Genomic DNA, 19,528 nt, shown 5'->3' on the forward strand with positions numbered 1-19,528 from the left:
TACCATGAAATTAGCATTCAATCCTTTATATCTATTAGCGGGCGCTAGCTTATTGCTAAGCTCTTGCGAACTTTTCGAAGTAGAAAATCCATACGTGACCGAAGATCGTTTTATCGACGGACAACAATCATTGCCGACTTGGCTCAACGGCGTACGTCGCCAAACAAGCCTGACCGTGGGTACGGTGGTGGAGTTTACCGAAATCGTTTCGGACAATTATTTCAACAATTACACACAAAGTAGTAAGGTTTTTGACAATCCAGAGATCAACCACTTTGATCGTGACGTCACGAATATTCAGGCAAACATTCAAAAGCTGTTGGAGATGAGCGAATTTGGATTAACCAAATTTACCTTTTCTGATACGCCAGCAGATCAGCAAATCCGTGCGGAGCTCCTCTTTTCTAAAGCATATGCCCATATTTTAGGAGCTGACTTGTACGTAGGATTGCCTACGACGGTATTGGGCGAAGTAAAATCGCCGGTGGAACTACGTAATCTGGCCATTGCACTGCTCAACGAAGCATCTACACTGTATAGTGATTCGGCCGATAAGAACGCCTGCACCTTGTTAATTGCACGTTGTCATTATGGTTTAGGAAATAGGACCGAAGCCGCCAACTTTGCTACTCAAATCGTAGCGACACCACTGCTGCTACGTCAAGTAAGATATGGTACGCAAAATGGACCATCGAACAACTTCCAAAGCGCTATTTTTTCAAATACCACCAACTGGTTTGCTCCGCTGCCACGATTGGACTTTTTAGATCCGAAGTATTTTCACCAAACCAGCAATATCTTCGATGACGAGAAGCCTATTGCTATTGCCAAAGCCGAAGAAGCGTACCTGATCTTGGCGGAAGCGCAAGCCGTACAAAATAATTTGACCGCGGTAAAGCAAACGTTGAAAGATTTATTGAGCAATACGGTGAGCAAAAGGCCAGTAACGCCGCTTAATGACAAGAACGACACGCGTAATGGTGGTAATAGAACCGATTATCCGATAACGGCCGTGCAGGTTAAGTTCGATGCGCAAAGCCCAGCTATTTCTGGCTTTGTTTTAGATCGTTCCAAAGGAACTATTCCGGCTTACTCGGTATCAGGTACGCACATCACCAATGTAGAAATCGATGCCATACAAACGCAAGATGACGCACTATATCTGATCTATTTACTACGCCAAGAAATCTTTATTGCGGAAGGGCGAAGAATGACGGACTTGGGTATTCGTTTCCCGGTTTCGGAACGCGAGCAGTTGAACAACCGCAACGTGAGCGAGCAACATATCAAAGCGATCATTCCAGATTTCATCCCAACCAACCGAGGATTGGACGATTTCACCTACGATCGTGCGAACGGCATCGTGACGATGGCCTATGATATGAATAAGGTATTGGTTCAACATAAAGCATCGCCTTACGTGATGCCATTCATTAAATAATCTATTAAAAACTATGAAGAAGAATCTATTTGGCCTATTGGCTATGGGCTTAGTATTCGCGGCGCTAACAGGCAATGCACAAGAATTGGCCAAAGGCAAGGTTTATGAAGACCTCAACAAAAATGGAAAATGGGACAAAGGTGAGCAAGGCGTTGCCCAAGTAGCTGTGAGTAATGGTGTACAAGTCGTATTGACCGATGCAAAAGGAAATTATGAACTTCCTGTTGGCGAAGACAATATTGTATTTGTCATCAAACCAAGCGGATATACAGTCCCTCTAAACGAGCATTATTTGCACAAATCTTACTACATCCACAAACCCAAAGGTTCGCCAAAGGAATTGACCTATGCCGGTGTGGATCCAACCGGGCCATTGCCAAAGTCGATTGACTTTGCTCTACATAAAAATGTAGAGAAAGAAGAATTTCGTATGTTGCTATTTGGCGATCCACAAGCATATACGGCACAAGAAATGACTTTTTTTAATCGTGCGATTGTGGATGAGGTGGTCGGCATACAGAATGTGGCTTTCGGTTTGAGTTTAGGAGATTTGGTAGGCGACGATCTGAGCTTGCATCCATCCTACCGCTCTAGTATTGCCCGCATCGGCTTGCCTTGGTACAATTTAAAAGGCAATCACGACATGAACTATGATGTGACTGCAGATAGTTTATCGGATGAAACTTTTGAGAGAAACTTTGGCCCAGCCAATTACTCCTTCAATTACGGCCATGTGCATTTTATCGTATTGGATAATGTGCGTTACCCAAATCCACGAACCGGAAAAGGGTATTTGGGCGGTTTCCGCAAAGATCAATTGGATTTCGTAGAGAACGACCTGAAGCATGTAGATCATTCCAAATTAATTGTTTTGGCATTCCATATCCCGTTGGAGCATCGCAATGGCGATACCTTCCGCGCGGAAGATAGACAGCGTCTGTTTGATCTATTGAAAGACTATCCGCACACCTTGTCGCTTTCTGCACACATGCATACGCAGACACAGCATTTTTACGGAAAAGCAGATGGATGGCAACAGGAGAAACCGCATCATGAATATAACGCGGGTACCACGTCAGGAGATTGGTACAGCGGCGAATTGGATGAGCGCGGTGTACCAGCGGCAACAATGCGCGATGGCACGCCAAATGGGTATGCGTTTGTGGATTTCAACAAACATGATTACCGCATAAGCTACAAGCCATCGGGCAAAGATTCTACCTATCAGATCAACTTGTACCACCCGAAAGTAGTTGGGCAAGGGAAACGCACACGCGCAGCAATTTTTGCTAACTTCTTTATGGGTCATCATGGAAATAAAGTCGAATTTGCCATCGATGGTGGCAAATGGGAAAAGATGGTACCGGCCAGAACAATCGACCCCGCATATTCTGCAATTTTATATCCTTGGGACAATCTGGATACGTTGCTTCCGGGTCGTCGTCCGACGGATGGCATGACTAGCACGCATTTGTGGCGCGTCGGATTACCGGTTGACTTGGCCGTGGGCGAACATAAAATTAAAGTACGGGCAACAGATGATTACGGTCGTGTACACGAAGCGACGAGTACCTACCGCATCGAACCGACGAAGGATTATCCGGATCTAAAGTAATCGGATAAAAGGCGCCGCCTGAAAAGGACTTGGAAAGCCGACACAAAGCGTCGTTGTGTAGAACTTTTATAGCAAAGAGGGCAGCCTGTGGATAGACTGCCCTCTTTCGTATAAAAGCTTATTGCACTGTTTAATCTGCTAACAAATTATTCAACGCTTGCTCTACCTGCTCAAAGCCAAATGAAGATTTTGCTTCTTCGAACAAACGAACTACCTGATCATTACACAAATTGCCAATACTGCCTTCGTGGGTATGATTCACGGATTTCTCCGGACTGAATGTTCCTTCTTCAATCGCTAAACCAATATTTTTGTATGCTTCGCGGAATGGAATTCCTTGCAGCACTTCATTGTTTACTACTTCTACACTAAAAAGGTAATCATATTTCGGATCTTCCAATATATCTTTTTTAATATCGATATGCTGAAGCATAAAAGTAGCAATCTCTAAGCAGTCTTTGAGTGACTGGAACGCTGGAAAGAGATTTTCCTTCAACAATTGTAGATCGCGGTGGTAACCCACAGGAAGATTAGTAGTCATCAAAGCAATCTCATTAGGCAAAGCCTGAATCTTATTGCACCGTGAGCGAATCAACTCAAACACATCAGGATTTTTCTTATGCGGCATAATGCTCGACCCAGTCGTGAGATGAGCTGGAAAAGAAATAAACCCAAAATTTTGATTGATAAACAAACACACATCCATCGCGAATTTGGCCAGTGTGGCTGCAATAGAACTCATGGCTTGCGCCAGAATGCGCTCCGTTTTACCGCGCCCCATTTGCGCATATACCACATTGTAGGTTAGCTCTTCGAAACCTAGCAAACGAGTCGTCATGGTGCGATCTAGCGGAAACGAAGAACCGTAACCGGCAGCCGAACCCAAAGGATTCTTATTGCACACTTGCCAAGCGGCTTTCATCAAATGCAAATCATCGACCAAGCTTTCGGCATACGCTCCAAACCATAAGCCAAACGACGAAGGCATGGCAATCTGCAAATGCGTATAGCCTGGCATTAGCACATCGCGATGCGTGTTACTCAACTCGATCAATTGGCGAAACAATCCTTCGGTGTGCGAAACCATACTTTCGATCTCCGTCCGGAAATACAATTTTAGATCTACCAGTACTTGATCATTGCGAGAGCGACCAGAATGTATTTTTTTCCCGGCTTCGCCTACGCGCTGTGTGAGCAACATCTCGATCTGCGAATGCACATCTTCTACCACAGCTTCAATCTCGAAGTTGCCATTCAGAATTTCCTGATAAATCTTTTTTAGCTCACCTTGCACCGCAGCAAGATCTTCGGTAGTCATCAAGCCGATGCTATGTAGCATCTGCGTATGTGCAAGAGATCCTAACACATCAGCGCCTGCCAAATGCATATCCATTGCCCGGTCATTGCCTACGGTAAAGTTTTCTACAAATGTGTCAACGTCTATATTCTTTTGCCAAATCTTCATAGTATAAAATCATGCTTCTGTCCTGCGCACCAGAAATAATGTTGGCTTTTGCCAGATAAACCGGTCGAAGGATCATGTTAAATCCACCAAAAGTACCAATTGCAGATCGTTAAATCAATTGTTTCGAGCCGGTAACCTTGCTGATACCTAATAGAAAAAGAATTAAAATTCAATATATTCGAAAATCCAAAAATAATGATCAACGATTACCTCTCTATGAAATTAAATCACGGTATACTATTGGGCGTGCTAATATCCGCAGCTTTAGTTGTAAAAGCACAAGAAAATAAACCACCAATCACGTGGAAAGACATCCCTCAATGGGAATATCTGCGGATGAATGTAATGACCATTTCCAATGATGCAAAGTGGTACGCGTATGCGGATGGACCCACTCAAGGTGATCTGCATTTGCGATTAAAAAGTGCTTTTGATACGACAGCATATCAGTACAAAATAGGTGGAGAAACAGGGCCAATTCGTTTCAATGAATCTTCTACGCACGTCGCATTTCTGGAATCGGCGCCATACACAACCATCAAGTCCAACGAAAAAGCGAAAAAACCAAACTTTAAAACGTTACGTCTGGTAACGGTAAAAGATACCAGTAGCATTGTATTCGACAGGACAAGATCATTCGAATTTTCGAATGAAAGTGGCAACTGGCTAGCGGTAAGATTTGAGTCGGTGGGTGATGGCCCAAAAGGTCCGGACGCCGCCAAAGGAAGTGACTTGGTGTTATACAATGTGCAGAACAAGCAAACGTTCAACATCGGTAATGTCCATGAGTATCAATTCAACAAATCAGGACAATACTTGGCATATACCATTGATGCAAATAACAAAAACGGAAATGGTGTATTCTTACGTGATATGCAAACAGGTACAACCTACGCTTTGGATAACGACAAAGCAACCTACAGCAAAATCAACTGGAACAAGGAAGGTACAGCATTAGCCTTGCTAAAAGCCAAAACCGATAAAGCCTACAAGACGCCCGTATATACCTTGATCGGTGTGAAAGATATCAAGGGAAACGCCTCCAACATCATTAGCTATACCGGATTGGATGAAAAAGAAATCAGCGCAGGCTTTGGCATCAGCGAAAACAGTAGCCCATATTGGTCCAAAGACCTCAACACGATCTTCTTTGGCATCGCCAAACTAGAAAAGACAGAAAACAAAGCGGCGGCGGATAGTACAGCGCAAGATTCTACCCAAATTGCCACTAAAAAACCGGCACCAAAATCCGACAAGGATGCCGAGAAGCCAGACATGATCATTTGGAACTGGCAGGATAAAAGATTACAATCGGCTCAGCGCACACAGTCGAACCGCGATAAAAACTACACCGTACAATCGGCCTATCACATAAAGACGAAGCAATTTGTATCACTCGCAGACAGCGCGCGCAAGAGCATTGCGCTAGCACCAAATCAAGATCTAGGTTATGCACTCGATTACACGCCGTACGAGATGGCATCTAGCTTGGATGGGCAGCAGTTTGCCGACCTGTATCTGGTAGATGTCGCGACTGGTCAAAGTCGTAAGGCTATTGAAAAGCTATACCTCAATGCACTACGCAACCTTTCTTTTTCGCCAGATGGCAAATATCTTTTGTACTATCAGAATGGTCATTACCACAACCTGAACACGAGCAGTCTAGCTTCTACAAACTTGACCGACAAGATCAAAGCCAGCTTTATCGCCGAAAAAGTGGATAATAATGTGGAAAAACCGGGTACGCCAAATTTTGGTTGGACTTCGGATAGTAAATATGTTTTCCTGAGAGACAACTTCGACCTGTGGAAAGTATCTACAGATGGCAAATCGGCCTTGATGCTAACCGATCATTGGAAAGACCAACAATGGACTGCTAATCGACTTTTGTCCAACTTGTATCCTGATGATGATTTTACCGATACGAAGAAGGATCAATACTTCATGGTGTTCAACGAAGCGGACAAACGCTCCGGCCTTGGACTGTTGAAATCAGGAAGCAATAAACTTGAAATATTGCAACAGTCGGACGACCTATATTCGTACATCATCAAACCAAAACAAGCTAAACACTTATTTTTTGCAAAAGAGAATAATACAACAGCTCCAGAGCTCTACATTGCAGAGAATGCCAGCTTCCATAACATCCGCAAGCTCACCAGCAATACGCCCAACAAAGATGATTTTGCGCTATCCAGCGGCGCGAAACTGATTAGCTATGTGAATGATTTTGGTGATACGCTGCAAGCTACACTTTTCTTACCGGCCAATTATGTGGAAGGCAATTCGTATCCGACCATTACCTATATCTACGAGCGTTTGACAGATGGGACGAATAGTTATTCTAACCCAGCTTTTCCTGGCGGAGGATTTAATCGCGCCGTTTATAATAGCAACGGATATGCCGTGCTGATGCCCGATATTGCTTATAAATTGAATGATCCTGGTATGTCTGCCGTGGCTTGCGTAGTACCTGCCGTAAAAGCCGCTATCGCAACTGGGATCGTAGATGAACAACGCGTTGGTATTCACGGTCACTCTTGGGGCGGATACCAGACTTCTTTTCTTATCACGCAAACAGATATCTTCAAAGCGGCTGTTGCCGGAGCTCCGCTGACAAATATGATTAGTATGTATAGCTTGATTTATTGGAATTCTGGCTCTACAAATCAGAGTATTTTTGAATCGTCACAAGGAAGGTTGACAACCGGATATTGGGACAACTGGGATGCTTATACACGGAATTCTCCCATCTATCATATCAAAAATGTGAATACGCCATTGGTGATTTTGCACAACGATAAAGATGGTGCGGTAGATTATACGCAAGGCATAGAATACTTCAATGGACTACGACGATTGCAGAAACCAGTAACGATGCTAACCTACAATGGGGAGAATCACGGCCTGGCGAAAGAGGTAAACAAAAAAGACTATGCCGTGCGTATGATGGAGTTTTTCGATCATTATCTGAAGGGCGCAACTTCTCCCGACTGGTGGGAAAAAGGTATCGATTACTTGGATATGGACAAACATTTGGAAGATCGCGCATTTTAAAAAAACAATTCAGCGGGCGATTAAACGTTGCTTTATACGATTTAGCTGAAAATACATGGAGAAGGCATAAAGCACTAAAAGTAATCACTCACTTTTTTTTGCGTTTTAGTTTGTGAGGTCTAATTCAAAACCCTATGTTTGTGATGTAAAGGGAGATGAAAAAGAAATCTGAGTAAGCTAACCCTTACTCATTACTACCAGCAGTAAACTTTAAACTTGATAGACCTAAAAAGTCTTAAAACTTACACGAAATTCATGCTATCCAATTATAAACTAGTTTTTGATGAAAAGCTTGTCTGATCCTAAGACAAGCTTTTTCCTTTTAACGGTATTTTATCTGCCGCCACCACGTCCTGAGCCTTCCTGCCCATGTGAGCTATTTTCCCTATATTTGTAGATCAACATTGCGTTACCTTCTAATCCATCTTACCATGGCAACTGAGAGCAAAAGACAACAAAGATTTGCTGGTGTAATCCAGCAAGATTTAGCAGAGATATTTCAACGGGAAGCACACCAGTGGGCGCCGAATGCATTTATTACCGTTACTAGAGTACGTGTTACGCCCGATCTTGCGATTGCGCGCGTATACCTTAGCTTCATTAATACACAGACCGCCAAAGAGGATCTTGAAAAAATCAAAGGTAAATCCAGCGAAATCCGCTACAAATTGGGTACGCGCATCAAGAATAACGCTCGTATTGTCCCGCATTTAGAATTCTTTTTAGATGACACCAATGAGTACGTAGAACATATGGACAAAATTTTTGACCAGATTAGCAAAGAGCCTCGCCAGCCAGACGAAGATTAAGAGACCCATATCGCGCTCATGATCTTTCAACTCAATTCCGATCCGACGCAGATGCCCGATCCGACACTGGCTGAAGAAGATGGATTGATTGCCGTAGGCGGCGACCTATCTCCTACTCGTTTGTTGCACGCATACCACCAAGGTATTTTCCCTTGGTATAGCGAAGATACACCAATACTGTGGTATGCTCCGCAAGAGCGTTTTGTATTAAATCCAAAAAACATTCGCATCAGCAAAAGCATGCGTCAAGTGTTGCGATCTGAACAATTTAGCTGGACGTACAATCAGGCATTTACGACAGTGATCGATGCTTGCGCCACGGCATCGCGAAAAGATCAGGACGGCACTTGGATCGTGGATGATATGCGAACGGCTTATATCCAATTGCACAAACTGGGATTTGCACATTCTATTGAGGTGTGGAATAAGGCCAGCGAATTAGTTGGAGGACTGTACGGAGTTTTAATAGGTCGGGTGTTTAGTGGCGAAAGCATGTTTTCCATAGCAAGCAATAGCTCGAAGTATGCTTTAATCCAATTTGCAAAGCATTTTGATCTACAATTGATCGATTGCCAGATCCACTCAGCCCACCTGGAAAGTATGGGCGCAGGTATGGTTTCGCAAGAATCTTACTTGCAGATATTGGATCAGCAAGAATATATACAAAATGGACTCGATCTACTGATCTATCCGAATCAAGATACAATATAGATTTTACTACATTTTACGGCTAAGCAATAACATATGAATTTCAAAATAGGTGATTTTGTACGATTTGTGGATGAGGCAATAGAAGGACATATTACGTCTTTCCTGAGCGACGGCATTATAGGCGTGACGGATGACTCGGGATTCGAAATTCCGGTATCGGTAACGAAAGTTACAGCAGTACATGGTGATATGAAGCGTGCGGATGATGATGGCGACACTACAGCGACCACGCTAGTTGGTGAGTTCGTAGAAAAAGGCATTTATGTCGCTGTTACAGGCGAGCAAAAAGAGGGATTAGCACGATTTTGGATTGTAAACGAAACTTCGTTTCAATTACTGATCTCTATCGGTGAAACACAAGCAGGCAAACAGAAAGGAATATTTAGCGCAATGCTAAGTCCGCAGAAAACCGTTGAATTTCATAAGGCTAATTTTTCGGCGGTGGGCAAATGGCCAACTTTTACGATCCGCATTATCAGGCACAGCGACAACTTACACAGTGCACATGCCGTACTGGAAGAAGATGTACGTATCAAGCCCGTATCGCTCAGTGAACCAAAAACTAGGCTTGATCTGCTCGCAGAAAAAGCTTGGGTAACTCAGCTTGACATCGAGAAAAAGGACATTGGCTTACAGCGTTTAAAGGATTTTGGTAAATAGATCGTCAGTTGTTATAGACAAATCACCGTGTTGATACGCATATAATAAAATTAACTATCTGAAATACTGCCGATTAGAACTATTTTATCACTATTTAAAATCGTTCTAAATTTGTCGCTTTGACAGATTTTTGACAGAAACAGACGGCTTTTGATCTACATTTGCAGGACGAATCATAGCGCGAGAAGCAGACTTTGGAAAATTTAAAGGTAATAGCGTTTACACACAAACATATCGAGTTGAAAGACTTGGGAAATTTGGTAATCTGCAACGAAGAGTTGAACCACCGATTAATCAATCTCAAAAACAGCTTAGATATTCCTGAAATATTTTACGTTGGCACTTGTAACCGTGTCGAGTTTGTGTTTTATGGAGCGCATGAACTTACCGATGAGTTTATTGCACATTTCATGCACAGCATGAATTTTTGTGTTCCTTCCGAACGCTTACAATGCTATCTTGGCCAAGTCAATAAGTACTCTGGATTAGAAGCTCTCAATCACTTACTTCGTATGTCGTGCTCTATCGAGAGCTTAGTGGTAGGAGAAAAAGAAATCCTAGCACAGGTACGTCGAGCATACGAACGCTGTCGCGATGCTGGATTTACTGGAGATTTCATGCGCATGATGATGGATCGCTTGGTCAAGACCGCGAAAGAAGTATATACCCATACTAATATTTCGCGTAATCCTATTTCCGTAGTTTCACTAGCTTACCGAAAATTAAGAGAAGTAAAATTGGTAGAAAACCCACGCATCCTGATTATCGGTGCAGGTGAGACAAACCAAAATCTGGCGAAATACCTGAAAAAACATAAATACAAAAACTTCGTCATTTTCAACAGAACGGTAGAAAAGGCTTATGCGTTGGCTTCTGAACTTCAAGCTGCGGCCTTCCCACTATCCGAATTAGCCAACTACAAAAAAGGCTTTGATGTGATGATCACTTGTACCGGTTCTTCAGAACCTATTGTGGATCAAGCATTATACACTTCGCTATGCAATGGTGAAGTTGATAAGAAAGTAGTTGTGGATCTGGCTATTCCCAACGATATCGATGCCGATGTGATTGCGCAAAACCCAATCCATTATATCGAAGTTAGCAGTTTGCAAGCTATTGCACAGAAGAACATTAAAGAACGCTATGATGAACTACATCATGCCGAGAAAATCATACATCAGAACATCGAGGAGTTTATTCCGATGATTAAACAAAGGCGAGTAGAAGTGGCCATGCGTCAGGTCCCAGATAAAATCAAGGAGATACGCGCTACTGCTATGAATGAAGTATTTGCACGTGAGTTGAATGGATTGGATCCGCAAGCGCGTGAAGTCTTAGAGAAGGTCATCAATTACATGGAGAAGAAATATATTAAAGTCCCGATGGTGATGGCCAAAGAGATCTTAGTACAATCACCTGACATCTCACAGAATTAAAAAAGACTTCTTTCCACTCTTTTTTATCATCTTTTCTCTGGCATATTAGCATCATTTTAGCTAATATAGCCCCACACTTTTACTATTTCATTGTGAAAAGAAAACTTACAATCGGCACGAGAGGAAGTGCTTTGGCATTATGGCAAGCTAACTATATCAAAGATCGACTACAAGCTATTGGAGTAGAATCCGACTTGAAGATCATCAAAACACAGGGCGATATCGTACAACACTTGCGCTTAGATAAGTTAGAAGGAAAAGGTTTTTTCACCAAAGAACTAGAAGAAGAATTGCTTTCTAATCAGATTGATCTAGCCGTCCATTCGCATAAAGACTTACCCACTATCAATCCGCCTGGATTATCAATCGCCGCAGTATCCGAACGGGAAGATCCAGCGGAATTACTCATCATTCGCAAAGAAGCGGTGGATATCTCCCAGCGATTATCGCTGAAGCGTAAAGCCGATGTTGGCACCTCATCCAACCGTAGAAAAGCACAATTGCTTTCTTTGAGAAACGATCTGGATTTTGCAGATTTACGCGGTAATATCCAAACACGCGTGCAGAAACTACGTGATGGTAAATATGATGCCATTATGCTAGCCAAAGCAGGCATCGAACGGGTTGAAATGGACTTATCTGAATTTCACGTAGAAGCTATTCCACCCATAAAAATCATTCCTGCACCTGCTCAAGGCGTACTAGCGGTACAGATCCGTGAAAATGATCAGGAACTATATGATATCTTGCAGCCAATCAATGATTTGGCAGTACAAGAAACCATCGCCGTAGAGCGTAAAGTGCTTAACCTGTTTGACGCAGGCTGCCATGCGCCATTAGGCTGTTATTGCCGTAAGCATGATGGGCTATACGAAGTGTGGACTTCAGTTGCTGAAGATAATGAAGAATTTCCAGACCGATTATTCGTTCGCGCTGAGACTACAGAGGGATTAGCGCAACACATTTTTGAAAAATTCCAGAAAGATCGTGCGCTTCCTAAGTCTGTATTTATCACACGGGATTTGGATGATGAATCTTACCTCTCTCGCTTCTTGAATAAGCATGAGATAGCGGTTGAGGGCAGGTCCCTAATCAAAATCTTTCCGATCATTAGGCATTTGGACTCCTTTATCCTCAAGCATGTAGATTGGCTATTTTTTGGCAGTAAAAATGCAATCGACCATTTCTTCAAGTTGGAACCATTCCTGATGAAGAAAACTAAGATTGCGGTATTAGGGCAAGGTTCAGAGCAGGCTTTACGGAAGTACAATCGGGTTGCTGATTTCTCCGGCGACCAGATTGGAGTGACGGCTGAAGAATTTGCACAAGAATTTGCTAAAATCGCGAATGGTACTAAAGTCGTAATCCCTTGCGCTAAAGAAAGCATGAATACCGTACGCGATGCCTTGAGTGAAGATACAGAAGTAATCACCATCCCGATTTACGAGACCGTACAATTAGAGGATGTAGATAAAACTAATGCCCAAGTACTGATCTTCACATCGCCGAGCAATGTGGAGGCTTATTTCCGCGAACATTTGTTGGATCCGGGACAGAAAGTAATCTCAATTGGTACATCGACGGGTAAGAAATTTGATGAAATGGGTATTCCGTATGTTTTACCATTCTCGCCTGATGAAGTGGGATTGGCAGAAGCAGTATTTGGATTAGAAATATAACAAAACAATGATTCGACCACGCAGAAACAGAAAATCGGCCGTAATTCGTGATATGGTGCAAGAAACGCACCTACATGCAGGCAACTTGATTTTTCCCTTATTTATTGTAGACGGTGACAACCAGAAGACGGAGGTAAAATCCATGCCAGGCATCTATCGTTACAGTATAGACAATCTCTTACGTGAAGTAGAAAGCTGTATGAATCTTGGATTGAAGGCTTTTGATTTGTTTCCAAATATCGAAGATTCTCTAAAAGATAAGCACGCTACAGTTAGTTACCAAAAAGGCAACTTGTACCTGCGTGCGATCGAAGCGGTGAAGAAAAATTTCCCGGAAGCTTGTGTCGTAACGGATGTAGCGATGGATCCATACAGTTCGGACGGACACGATGGCATTGTGGAGAATGGCGAAATCTTGAACGATGAAACGTTGGAAGTATTGGGCAAGATGGCGCTGGCACATGCCGAATCTGGTGCAGACATCATCGCACCATCAGACATGATGGATGGCCGCATTGGCTATATTCGCGATGTATTAGACACGAATGGATTTACCAATGTATCATTAATGTCGTACACCGCAAAATACGCTTCTGCGTTTTACGGTCCATTTCGCGACGCGTTGAATTCCGCGCCCAAATCAGGTGATAAGAAAACGTATCAGATGAATCCGGCTAATGTGCGCGAAGCGCTGATCGAAGCACAGCTAGATGCAGAGGAAGGTGCCGATTTCTTGATGGTGAAGCCTGGGCTTCCGTACTTAGACGTGGTGAAGCTATTGCACGATAATTTTGACTTACCAATCGCTGTATATAATGTAAGCGGTGAATACGCCATGCTGAAAGCAGCCGCACAAAATGGTTGGTTAGACGCAGAACGTGCAACGATGGAAACCTTATTGAGTTTCCGCCGTGCTGGTGCTTCCTCTATCCTTACTTACCACGCCAAAGAAGTATTGGCGAATGGCTGGTTGCCGCGATAAATCAGCCGGATGAGCAGTGGAAACCATAGTAATCCGCTTCGCTAGGACATAAAATAAAGAAGCCCATTCGAAAAATCGAATGGGCTTCTTTATTTTATGCAGCTAACCGACATGTCCGCTCAGCATCTCTTTTACCACCGAATGGCATACGTCTTATTAGCTTAAAAAATAACGGTGGCCATCATTGAAGATAGCCACCGTTATTTTTATTTATTAAACAGCTCCAATCTATTGTGCATTTAAGAACATCGATTTTTGACTGTATAAATCGCGGAAATGCGGATCTTCCAAATCTTTGATAAAACGAATCGCCTCACCAGTAGATTTCATTTCGGGGCCGAGCTGCTTATCTACCTCTGGAAACTTAGAGAAAGAGAATACAGGCTCTTTGATCGCATAACCTTTCAGCTTGCGCTCGATGGTGAAATCACTTAATTTATTGGCTCCCAACATCACTTTCGTCGCGATATTGATATATGGCACATCGTATGCTTTCGCGATGAATGGCACGGTACGCGATGCGCGTGGATTAGCTTCGATTACATAAACTTGCTCATCTTTTATCGCGAATTGTATGTTCAACAAACCACGAACATTCAACGCTTTGGCCAACTTTCTAGAATACACTTCCATTTTAGATTGCACATTTTCAGACAAGCTGAATGGTGGCAATACTGCTGACGAATCTCCAGAGTGGATACCCGCAGGCTCGATGTGCTCCATCATACCGATGATGTGTACATCTTCGCCATCACAGATCGAATCGGATTCAGCTTCTTCTGCACGATCTAAGAAATGGTCGATCAATATCTGGTTTCCTGGAAGCGTACGTAACAATTTCACGACTGCTTTTTCCAAATCTTCGTCGTTAATCACGATGCTCATACCTTGGCCACCCAACACGTACGAAGGACGAACTAGTACCGGATAACCTACTTGATTCGCTACCACAATAGCTTCTTCAGCAGAAGTTGCTACACCGTATTTCGGATAAGGAATTTCCAGTTCTTTCAACAGATCAGAGAAGCTACCACGATCTTCTGCCAAATCCATATCAGCAAAAGATGTTCCGATGATCTTCACTCCTAACTCTTCCAATTGCTTCGCCATTTTCAAGGCTGTCTGCCCGCCTAATTGTACGATCACACCTTCTGGTTTTTCTAGCTCGATGATCTCACGAACGTGCTCCCAGAACACTGGCTCGAAGTACAACTTATCTGCCATATTGAAATCGGTAGATACCGTCTCTGGATTACAGTTGATCATGATCGCTTCGTAACCACATTCTTTGGCGGCTAACAAACCGTGTACACAAGAATAATCGAATTCGATACCTTGACCGATACGGTTAGGACCTGAACCTAGTACTACGATTTTCTTACGATCAGATACTTGTGATTCGTTTTCATCCTCAAATGTCGAGTAGTAGTATGGTGTTTGTGCCGGGAATTCTGCCGCACAGGTATCCACCATTTTGTACACGCGGCGAATGCCTAGTTCGGTACGGCGATCGTATACTTGATCTTCTGTCACATTGCCCAACAACCAAGAAATCTGTACGTCAGAATATCCTTTTTGTTTCAAGGTCAAGAAGAAATCACGTGGAATATTGTTTAGTTGGTAACGACGTAATTCCGTTTCTAAATGCACCAATTCTTGGATTTGCACTAAGAACCATTTGTCAATATGCGTCACCTTGCGGATGGATTCCAACGGCACGCCCATTTCGAAGGCATCTTTAACGTGGAATAGACGATCTGCACTTGGGTGCTCTAACGAGTACATAATTTCTTCTAGATCGCGTGATTGACGACCATCAGCGCCAAGACCTGCCCGGCCTGTTTCCAAGGATTGTGCTGCTTTCTGCAACGCCTCGATAAAGGTACGTCCGATAGCCATCACTTCCCCTACGGCTTTCATCTGTAAACCTAATTCTTTATTAGCGCCTTTAAATTTATCAAAGTTAAAACGAGGTACTTTTACGATCACGTAATCCAACGTTGGTTCGAAGTAAGCCGAAGTAGTTTTCGTGATTTGGTTTTGCAACTCATCTAAGTTGTAGCCGATGGCTAATTTGGCAGCGATCTTGGCAATAGGATATCCTGTTGCTTTAGATGCTAGTGCCGATGAACGAGATACACGTGGATTGATCTCAATAGCGATGATTTCTTCGTTCTCTGGATTTACTGAGAACTGTACATTACAACCTCCGGCAAATGTACCGATCGAGCGCATCATCAGGATCGCCTGATTACGCATATCTTGGTAACACTTGTCAGATAATGTCATACCTGGTGCTACCGTGATCGAATCACCTGTGTGGATACCCATCGGATCGAAGTTTTCGATCGTACAGATAATGATCACATTATCGTTGGTATCACGCAGTAATTCTAATTCAAATTCTTTCCAACCTAGTACCGCTTGCTCTACCAATACTTCGTGTGTTGGTGAAGCATGCAAACCACGATTCAAGGCAGCATCAAAATCTTCTTTTTTGTGCACGAAACCACCACCTGTACCAGCTAATGTGTATGAAGGGCGAATTACCAATGGAAAGCCAATTTGTTGCGCAGCTTCTTTACCTTCTAAAAAGGAGTTAGCAATTTTGGAGTTGGCAATACCAACGCCAATATCAATCATCAGCTGGCGAAACTCTTCGCGGTTCTCTGTCTTCTCAATGGCGGCAACATCCACACCGATTACTTTCACATTGTATTTGTCCCAGATACCTCTGTTGGATGCCTCGATACATAAGTTCAATGCCGTCTGTCCGCCCATAGTAGGCAATACAGCATCGATTTGTTGCTCTTCCAATATTTGCTCGATACTCTCACAAGTAAGTGGCAATAGATACACATTGTCCGCGACGATATTATCTGTCATAATCGTTGCTGGATTGGAGTTGATGATCGAAACTCGGATACCTTCTTCTTTAAGAGATAAGGCGGCTTGTGAGCCCGAATAATCAAATTCGCACGCCTGTCCGATGACAATAGGCCCTGAACCGATAATTAAAACCGAGTTGATGGAAGTGTTTCTTGGCATTTCTTTGAATTCAAAATGTTAAAATACAAATTGTTAATTGTGGGACAGCGCAACGGGATGTGCATTGTAGAGTGCGGAATTCCGACTGCTTTGTCGGAGTGCAAAATTACAGTTATTTTTTGTAAATCGAGCCAAACTTGTACGAATAATATAAAAAATACTGATAAATTAATCTACAACGATCTCATCGACGAATAAAAAGGCTTTCTTGGTATTCTTCGCTTCGAATTTTATAAATTTTGCCATCACCGGCTTATCGAATTTAATTTCGAAAGATTGGATATCCAAGACAGCTGGATTTTTATCGATGTGCGGCACAAAGGATCCTGCTTCACGATAGCTTTTACCATTGTCCGAAACCGATACTTTGATCGAACCTGGAAAGAATACACCTGGGCCGGGCATTTGCATAAAGCGCGCAGCTACACGGCTCAATTCTTCGCGACGATCCAGATCGATCACCAATTCGATATCTGATGTAAACCCTTGCCATTTGCCATCTTGATAGCTTACACCACCTTTGCGACCGTCTACCAAGGTACGTTCTCCCTGTGCAGCGTAGCTGTCATTCCACTTTGTATTGTACTGCACGGATTTTCCGATCGCCTTATGAATATCTAATTCTACTATTTCGATCGGGCCCATCCGCGCAGAATCTAAAAACGAAGCTGCTTTCAGTGTTGCGCTTACCGCCAAATCGATCGGTGCGATATAGAGTGGTGATTCATTGTTTGGATCTGTACCATCTGTAGTGTAACGTATCGTGGGCGTATACTGCTCGGAAGACAAGGTGATGCGATTCGATTTTTTTGCCGCATCGTACACTACATCGTACAACACATCGAAGCTTGGTCGGTAGTAATTGACGCCTAAATCTTGTAACAGCGCATAATGTTTTTGCAAACGCCGCTTAAAATCTGGAAAATCCCGCTGGTCTTGCTCTGTCCAGTTGATTTCTGCCAGTGCCAATGCGCGTGGAAAAGCCATATATTCTACTTGCTGCGGATTAGGCATGAATTCTGTCCAAAGATTTGCTTGTGCTCCTAAAATATGCTTGGCTTTGTCTTTAGCGATCTTCTCGGATAATGGATTGTAGCTATACACGCGCTCTAACGGAAGATAACCACCAAAAGCCTTAGGTTGTGTGCGCGGATCGAATTGATAAAAATCAAAATAAAGATGGCTTTGTGGCGTCATGATGACGTCGTGCCCTTTATTGGCTGCTTCTATGCCGCCTTCTTCGCCCCTCCAGCTCATCACAGTGGCGCCATCGGTCAATCCTCCTTCCAGAATCTCGTCCCAGCCAATCATTTTGCGTCCTTTTGATTGCAGGTATTCATCCATCTGCTGCACGGCGTAGCTTTGCAGTTCTTCTTCCGTCTGAAGATTAAGTTTTGATTTTAAGGCCTGACATTTAGGACAGGTTTTCCAATGGGACTTATCGGCTTCGTCGCCTCCGATATGAATATATTCCGAAGGGAAAATAGTCAACACTTCGTCCAGCACATTTTTCAAAAAGGTGAAGGTCTGCTCATTGCCTACACAAAACTCATTTTGTGTATAAGGTAAGCCCGTGCAAGAAAGCTCCGGATACACGGCCAGCACTTCTTCGGAATGGCCAGGCATTTCGATTTCAGGAATAATATTGATGCCTTTTCTGGCGGCATAGGCGACGAGCTCACGCGCTTGTGCTTGTGTATAGAATCCGCCATGCGCATTGGCCGTTCCCTGCTCTACGTAGCGTTTGCCGTACTTTTCCCAATCGGCAAAATGTGCCTGCGGTCGCCATGCTGCTTTTTTGGTAAGCTCTGGATAACGCTGGATCTCCAACCGCCATCCTGCTCCATCAGTAAGATGCCAGTGAAACTGATTGAATTTATACAGAGCCATCACGTCGATGTACTTTTTGAGAAAAGCAATAGGCATAAAATGGCGCGAAACATCCAAATGCAAACCTCGATAGGCAAAACGAGGTTTGTCTTGTATTTCTACAAAAGGAAGTGCAGCAGTATGCTGTAGCATACTTAATTGATGTAAACTCTGAATTGCCGCCAGTGCTCCTGCACTATCTGGCGACTTTATCATCACTCCGCTTGGGCTAATTACGAGTGTATATTCGGACGGCCGAAGACGATCTGACTCGGATGACTCCAGAATCCAAATACCAGCTGGCTGATGCTTCTTCATCTTTCTAAACAGTTCGTAGGAAGCAACCTGTAATTTTGGCACTTCGCTTAGCAAGGAGCTCAACTCTTGAAAACGCTCGCTGTAATACACTGGAAAAGATTGATTTAAATTAAGTGCACCATCTTGAAGTATGACTCGATCTGGTTTGGGAATGATATCCACGTGTAGCTCTTGCGCCATGCTGCTGCACCAAGTTATCAAGAGAAAACCGCCAAGTAGTGCGAGTCGCCAAAGTGTCATAGGAGAATAGTATAGTTTGTACCCAAAGATCCTAAATAAAGTGTGAACGAACAATGTATGGATTGTAAAACTTTTATGAGACGGAGTGCTCGTTCTACGCGAAAATCGTTTCAGGTAGGACGGCTAATGACTTCATAAATGTGGGCAACTTATGAAACTCGCTCGACAAATGCCTTGCGTAAGAAATGAAATAATGTG

General features: G+C 43.3%; 12 protein-coding genes. 9 read left to right on the forward strand and 3 right to left on the reverse strand.

The annotated features are described in order from the left end of the window. Positions 1-4 precede the first annotated feature (4 nt). Together A0125_RS13340 and A0125_RS13345 are read left to right on the forward strand one after the other, a co-directional pair. On the forward strand, positions 5-1,441 hold the full coding sequence (locus A0125_RS13340) for a hypothetical protein (RefSeq protein ID WP_066757175.1): 1,437 nt from the start codon (positions 5-7) through the stop codon (positions 1,439-1,441). A gap of 13 nt (positions 1,442-1,454) precedes the next feature. Beyond that, positions 1,455-3,056 carry a calcineurin-like phosphoesterase C-terminal domain-containing protein gene (locus A0125_RS13345; protein ID WP_066757178.1) on the forward strand — a complete coding sequence of 534 codons (1,602 nt, stop codon included), beginning with the start codon at positions 1,455-1,457 and terminating at the stop codon, positions 3,054-3,056. 130 nt (positions 3,057-3,186) lie between these two features. Here A0125_RS13345 and argH read toward each other — a convergent pair whose 3' ends face one another. Further along, positions 3,187-4,521 carry an argininosuccinate lyase gene (argH, locus tag A0125_RS13350; protein WP_066757181.1) on the reverse strand — a complete coding sequence of 445 codons (1,335 nt, stop codon included), beginning with the start codon at positions 4,519-4,521 and terminating at the stop codon, positions 3,187-3,189. 216 nt (positions 4,522-4,737) lie between these two features. On the opposite strand from argH, the gene A0125_RS13355 reads away from it, so the two are divergent. The 7 genes from A0125_RS13355 (at position 4,738) to hemB (ending at position 13,855) form a co-directional block, all read left to right on the forward strand. Further along, complete coding sequence (locus A0125_RS13355; protein ID WP_197464882.1) at positions 4,738-7,578, forward strand: alpha/beta hydrolase family protein; 2,841 nt, start codon at positions 4,738-4,740, stop codon at positions 7,576-7,578. Positions 7,579-8,009: 431 nt separating this feature from the next. Beyond that, the gene (rbfA, locus tag A0125_RS13360) at positions 8,010-8,387 is read left to right on the forward strand and encodes a 30S ribosome-binding factor RbfA (protein WP_066757191.1); all 378 of its coding nucleotides are present in this window, start codon (positions 8,010-8,012) and stop codon (positions 8,385-8,387) included. Between the two features lie 18 nt (positions 8,388-8,405). Beyond that, positions 8,406-9,098, forward strand: a complete 693-nt coding sequence (gene aat / locus A0125_RS13365) for a leucyl/phenylalanyl-tRNA--protein transferase (protein WP_066757194.1) — start codon at positions 8,406-8,408, stop codon at positions 9,096-9,098. A gap of 33 nt (positions 9,099-9,131) precedes the next feature. After that, entirely contained in the window at positions 9,132-9,758 is a 627-nt protein-coding gene (locus tag A0125_RS13370) for a hypothetical protein (RefSeq protein WP_066757197.1), read from the forward strand. Between the two features lie 194 nt (positions 9,759-9,952). Beyond that, positions 9,953-11,194, forward strand: a complete 1,242-nt coding sequence (gene hemA, locus A0125_RS13375) for a glutamyl-tRNA reductase (protein ID WP_066757200.1) — start codon at positions 9,953-9,955, stop codon at positions 11,192-11,194. Between the two features lie 92 nt (positions 11,195-11,286). Continuing rightward, positions 11,287-12,873 (forward strand): hydroxymethylbilane synthase, encoded by a 1,587-nt coding sequence (hemC, locus tag A0125_RS13380; protein ID WP_066757203.1) that lies wholly within the window; start codon positions 11,287-11,289, stop codon positions 12,871-12,873. 7 nt (positions 12,874-12,880) lie between these two features. Then, complete coding sequence (gene hemB / locus A0125_RS13385; RefSeq protein ID WP_066757206.1) at positions 12,881-13,855, forward strand: porphobilinogen synthase; 975 nt, start codon at positions 12,881-12,883, stop codon at positions 13,853-13,855. Between the two features lie 228 nt (positions 13,856-14,083). On the opposite strand, the gene carB is transcribed toward hemB, so the two are convergent. Together carB and A0125_RS13395 are read right to left on the reverse strand one after the other, a co-directional pair. Further along, positions 14,084-16,903 carry a carbamoyl-phosphate synthase large subunit gene (carB, locus tag A0125_RS13390; protein ID WP_066757209.1) on the reverse strand — a complete coding sequence of 940 codons (2,820 nt, stop codon included), beginning with the start codon at positions 16,901-16,903 and terminating at the stop codon, positions 14,084-14,086. Positions 16,904-17,071: 168 nt separating this feature from the next. Next, positions 17,072-19,330, reverse strand: a complete 2,259-nt coding sequence (locus A0125_RS13395) for a glycoside hydrolase family 20 protein (RefSeq protein ID WP_066757212.1) — start codon at positions 19,328-19,330, stop codon at positions 17,072-17,074. Positions 19,331-19,528: the final 198 nt, after the last annotated feature.

Source organism: Sphingobacterium populi, from assembly GCF_001586775.1.
GTDB lineage: Bacteria > Bacteroidota > Bacteroidia > Sphingobacteriales > Sphingobacteriaceae > Sphingobacterium > Sphingobacterium populi.

Bases quoted from the DNA above. Each gene is read 5' to 3' on its own strand.
- A0125_RS13340 (WP_066757175.1), top strand. From the start codon at position 5: ATGAAATTAGCATTCAATCCTTTATATCTATTAGCGGGCGCTAGCTTA.
- A0125_RS13345 (WP_066757178.1), top strand. From the start codon at position 1,455: ATGAAGAAGAATCTATTTGGCCTATTGGCTATGGGCTTAGTATTCGCG.
- argH (WP_066757181.1), bottom strand. From the start codon at position 4,521: ATGAAGATTTGGCAAAAGAATATAGACGTTGACACATTTGTAGAAAAC.
- A0125_RS13355 (WP_197464882.1), top strand. From the start codon at position 4,738: ATGAAATTAAATCACGGTATACTATTGGGCGTGCTAATATCCGCAGCT.
- rbfA (WP_066757191.1), top strand. From the start codon at position 8,010: ATGGCAACTGAGAGCAAAAGACAACAAAGATTTGCTGGTGTAATCCAG.
- aat (WP_066757194.1), top strand. From the start codon at position 8,406: ATGATCTTTCAACTCAATTCCGATCCGACGCAGATGCCCGATCCGACA.
- A0125_RS13370 (WP_066757197.1), top strand. From the start codon at position 9,132: ATGAATTTCAAAATAGGTGATTTTGTACGATTTGTGGATGAGGCAATA.
- hemB (WP_066757206.1), top strand. From the start codon at position 12,881: ATGATTCGACCACGCAGAAACAGAAAATCGGCCGTAATTCGTGATATG.
- carB (WP_066757209.1), bottom strand. From the start codon at position 16,903: ATGCCAAGAAACACTTCCATCAACTCGGTTTTAATTATCGGTTCAGGG.
- A0125_RS13395 (WP_066757212.1), bottom strand. From the start codon at position 19,330: ATGACACTTTGGCGACTCGCACTACTTGGCGGTTTTCTCTTGATAACT.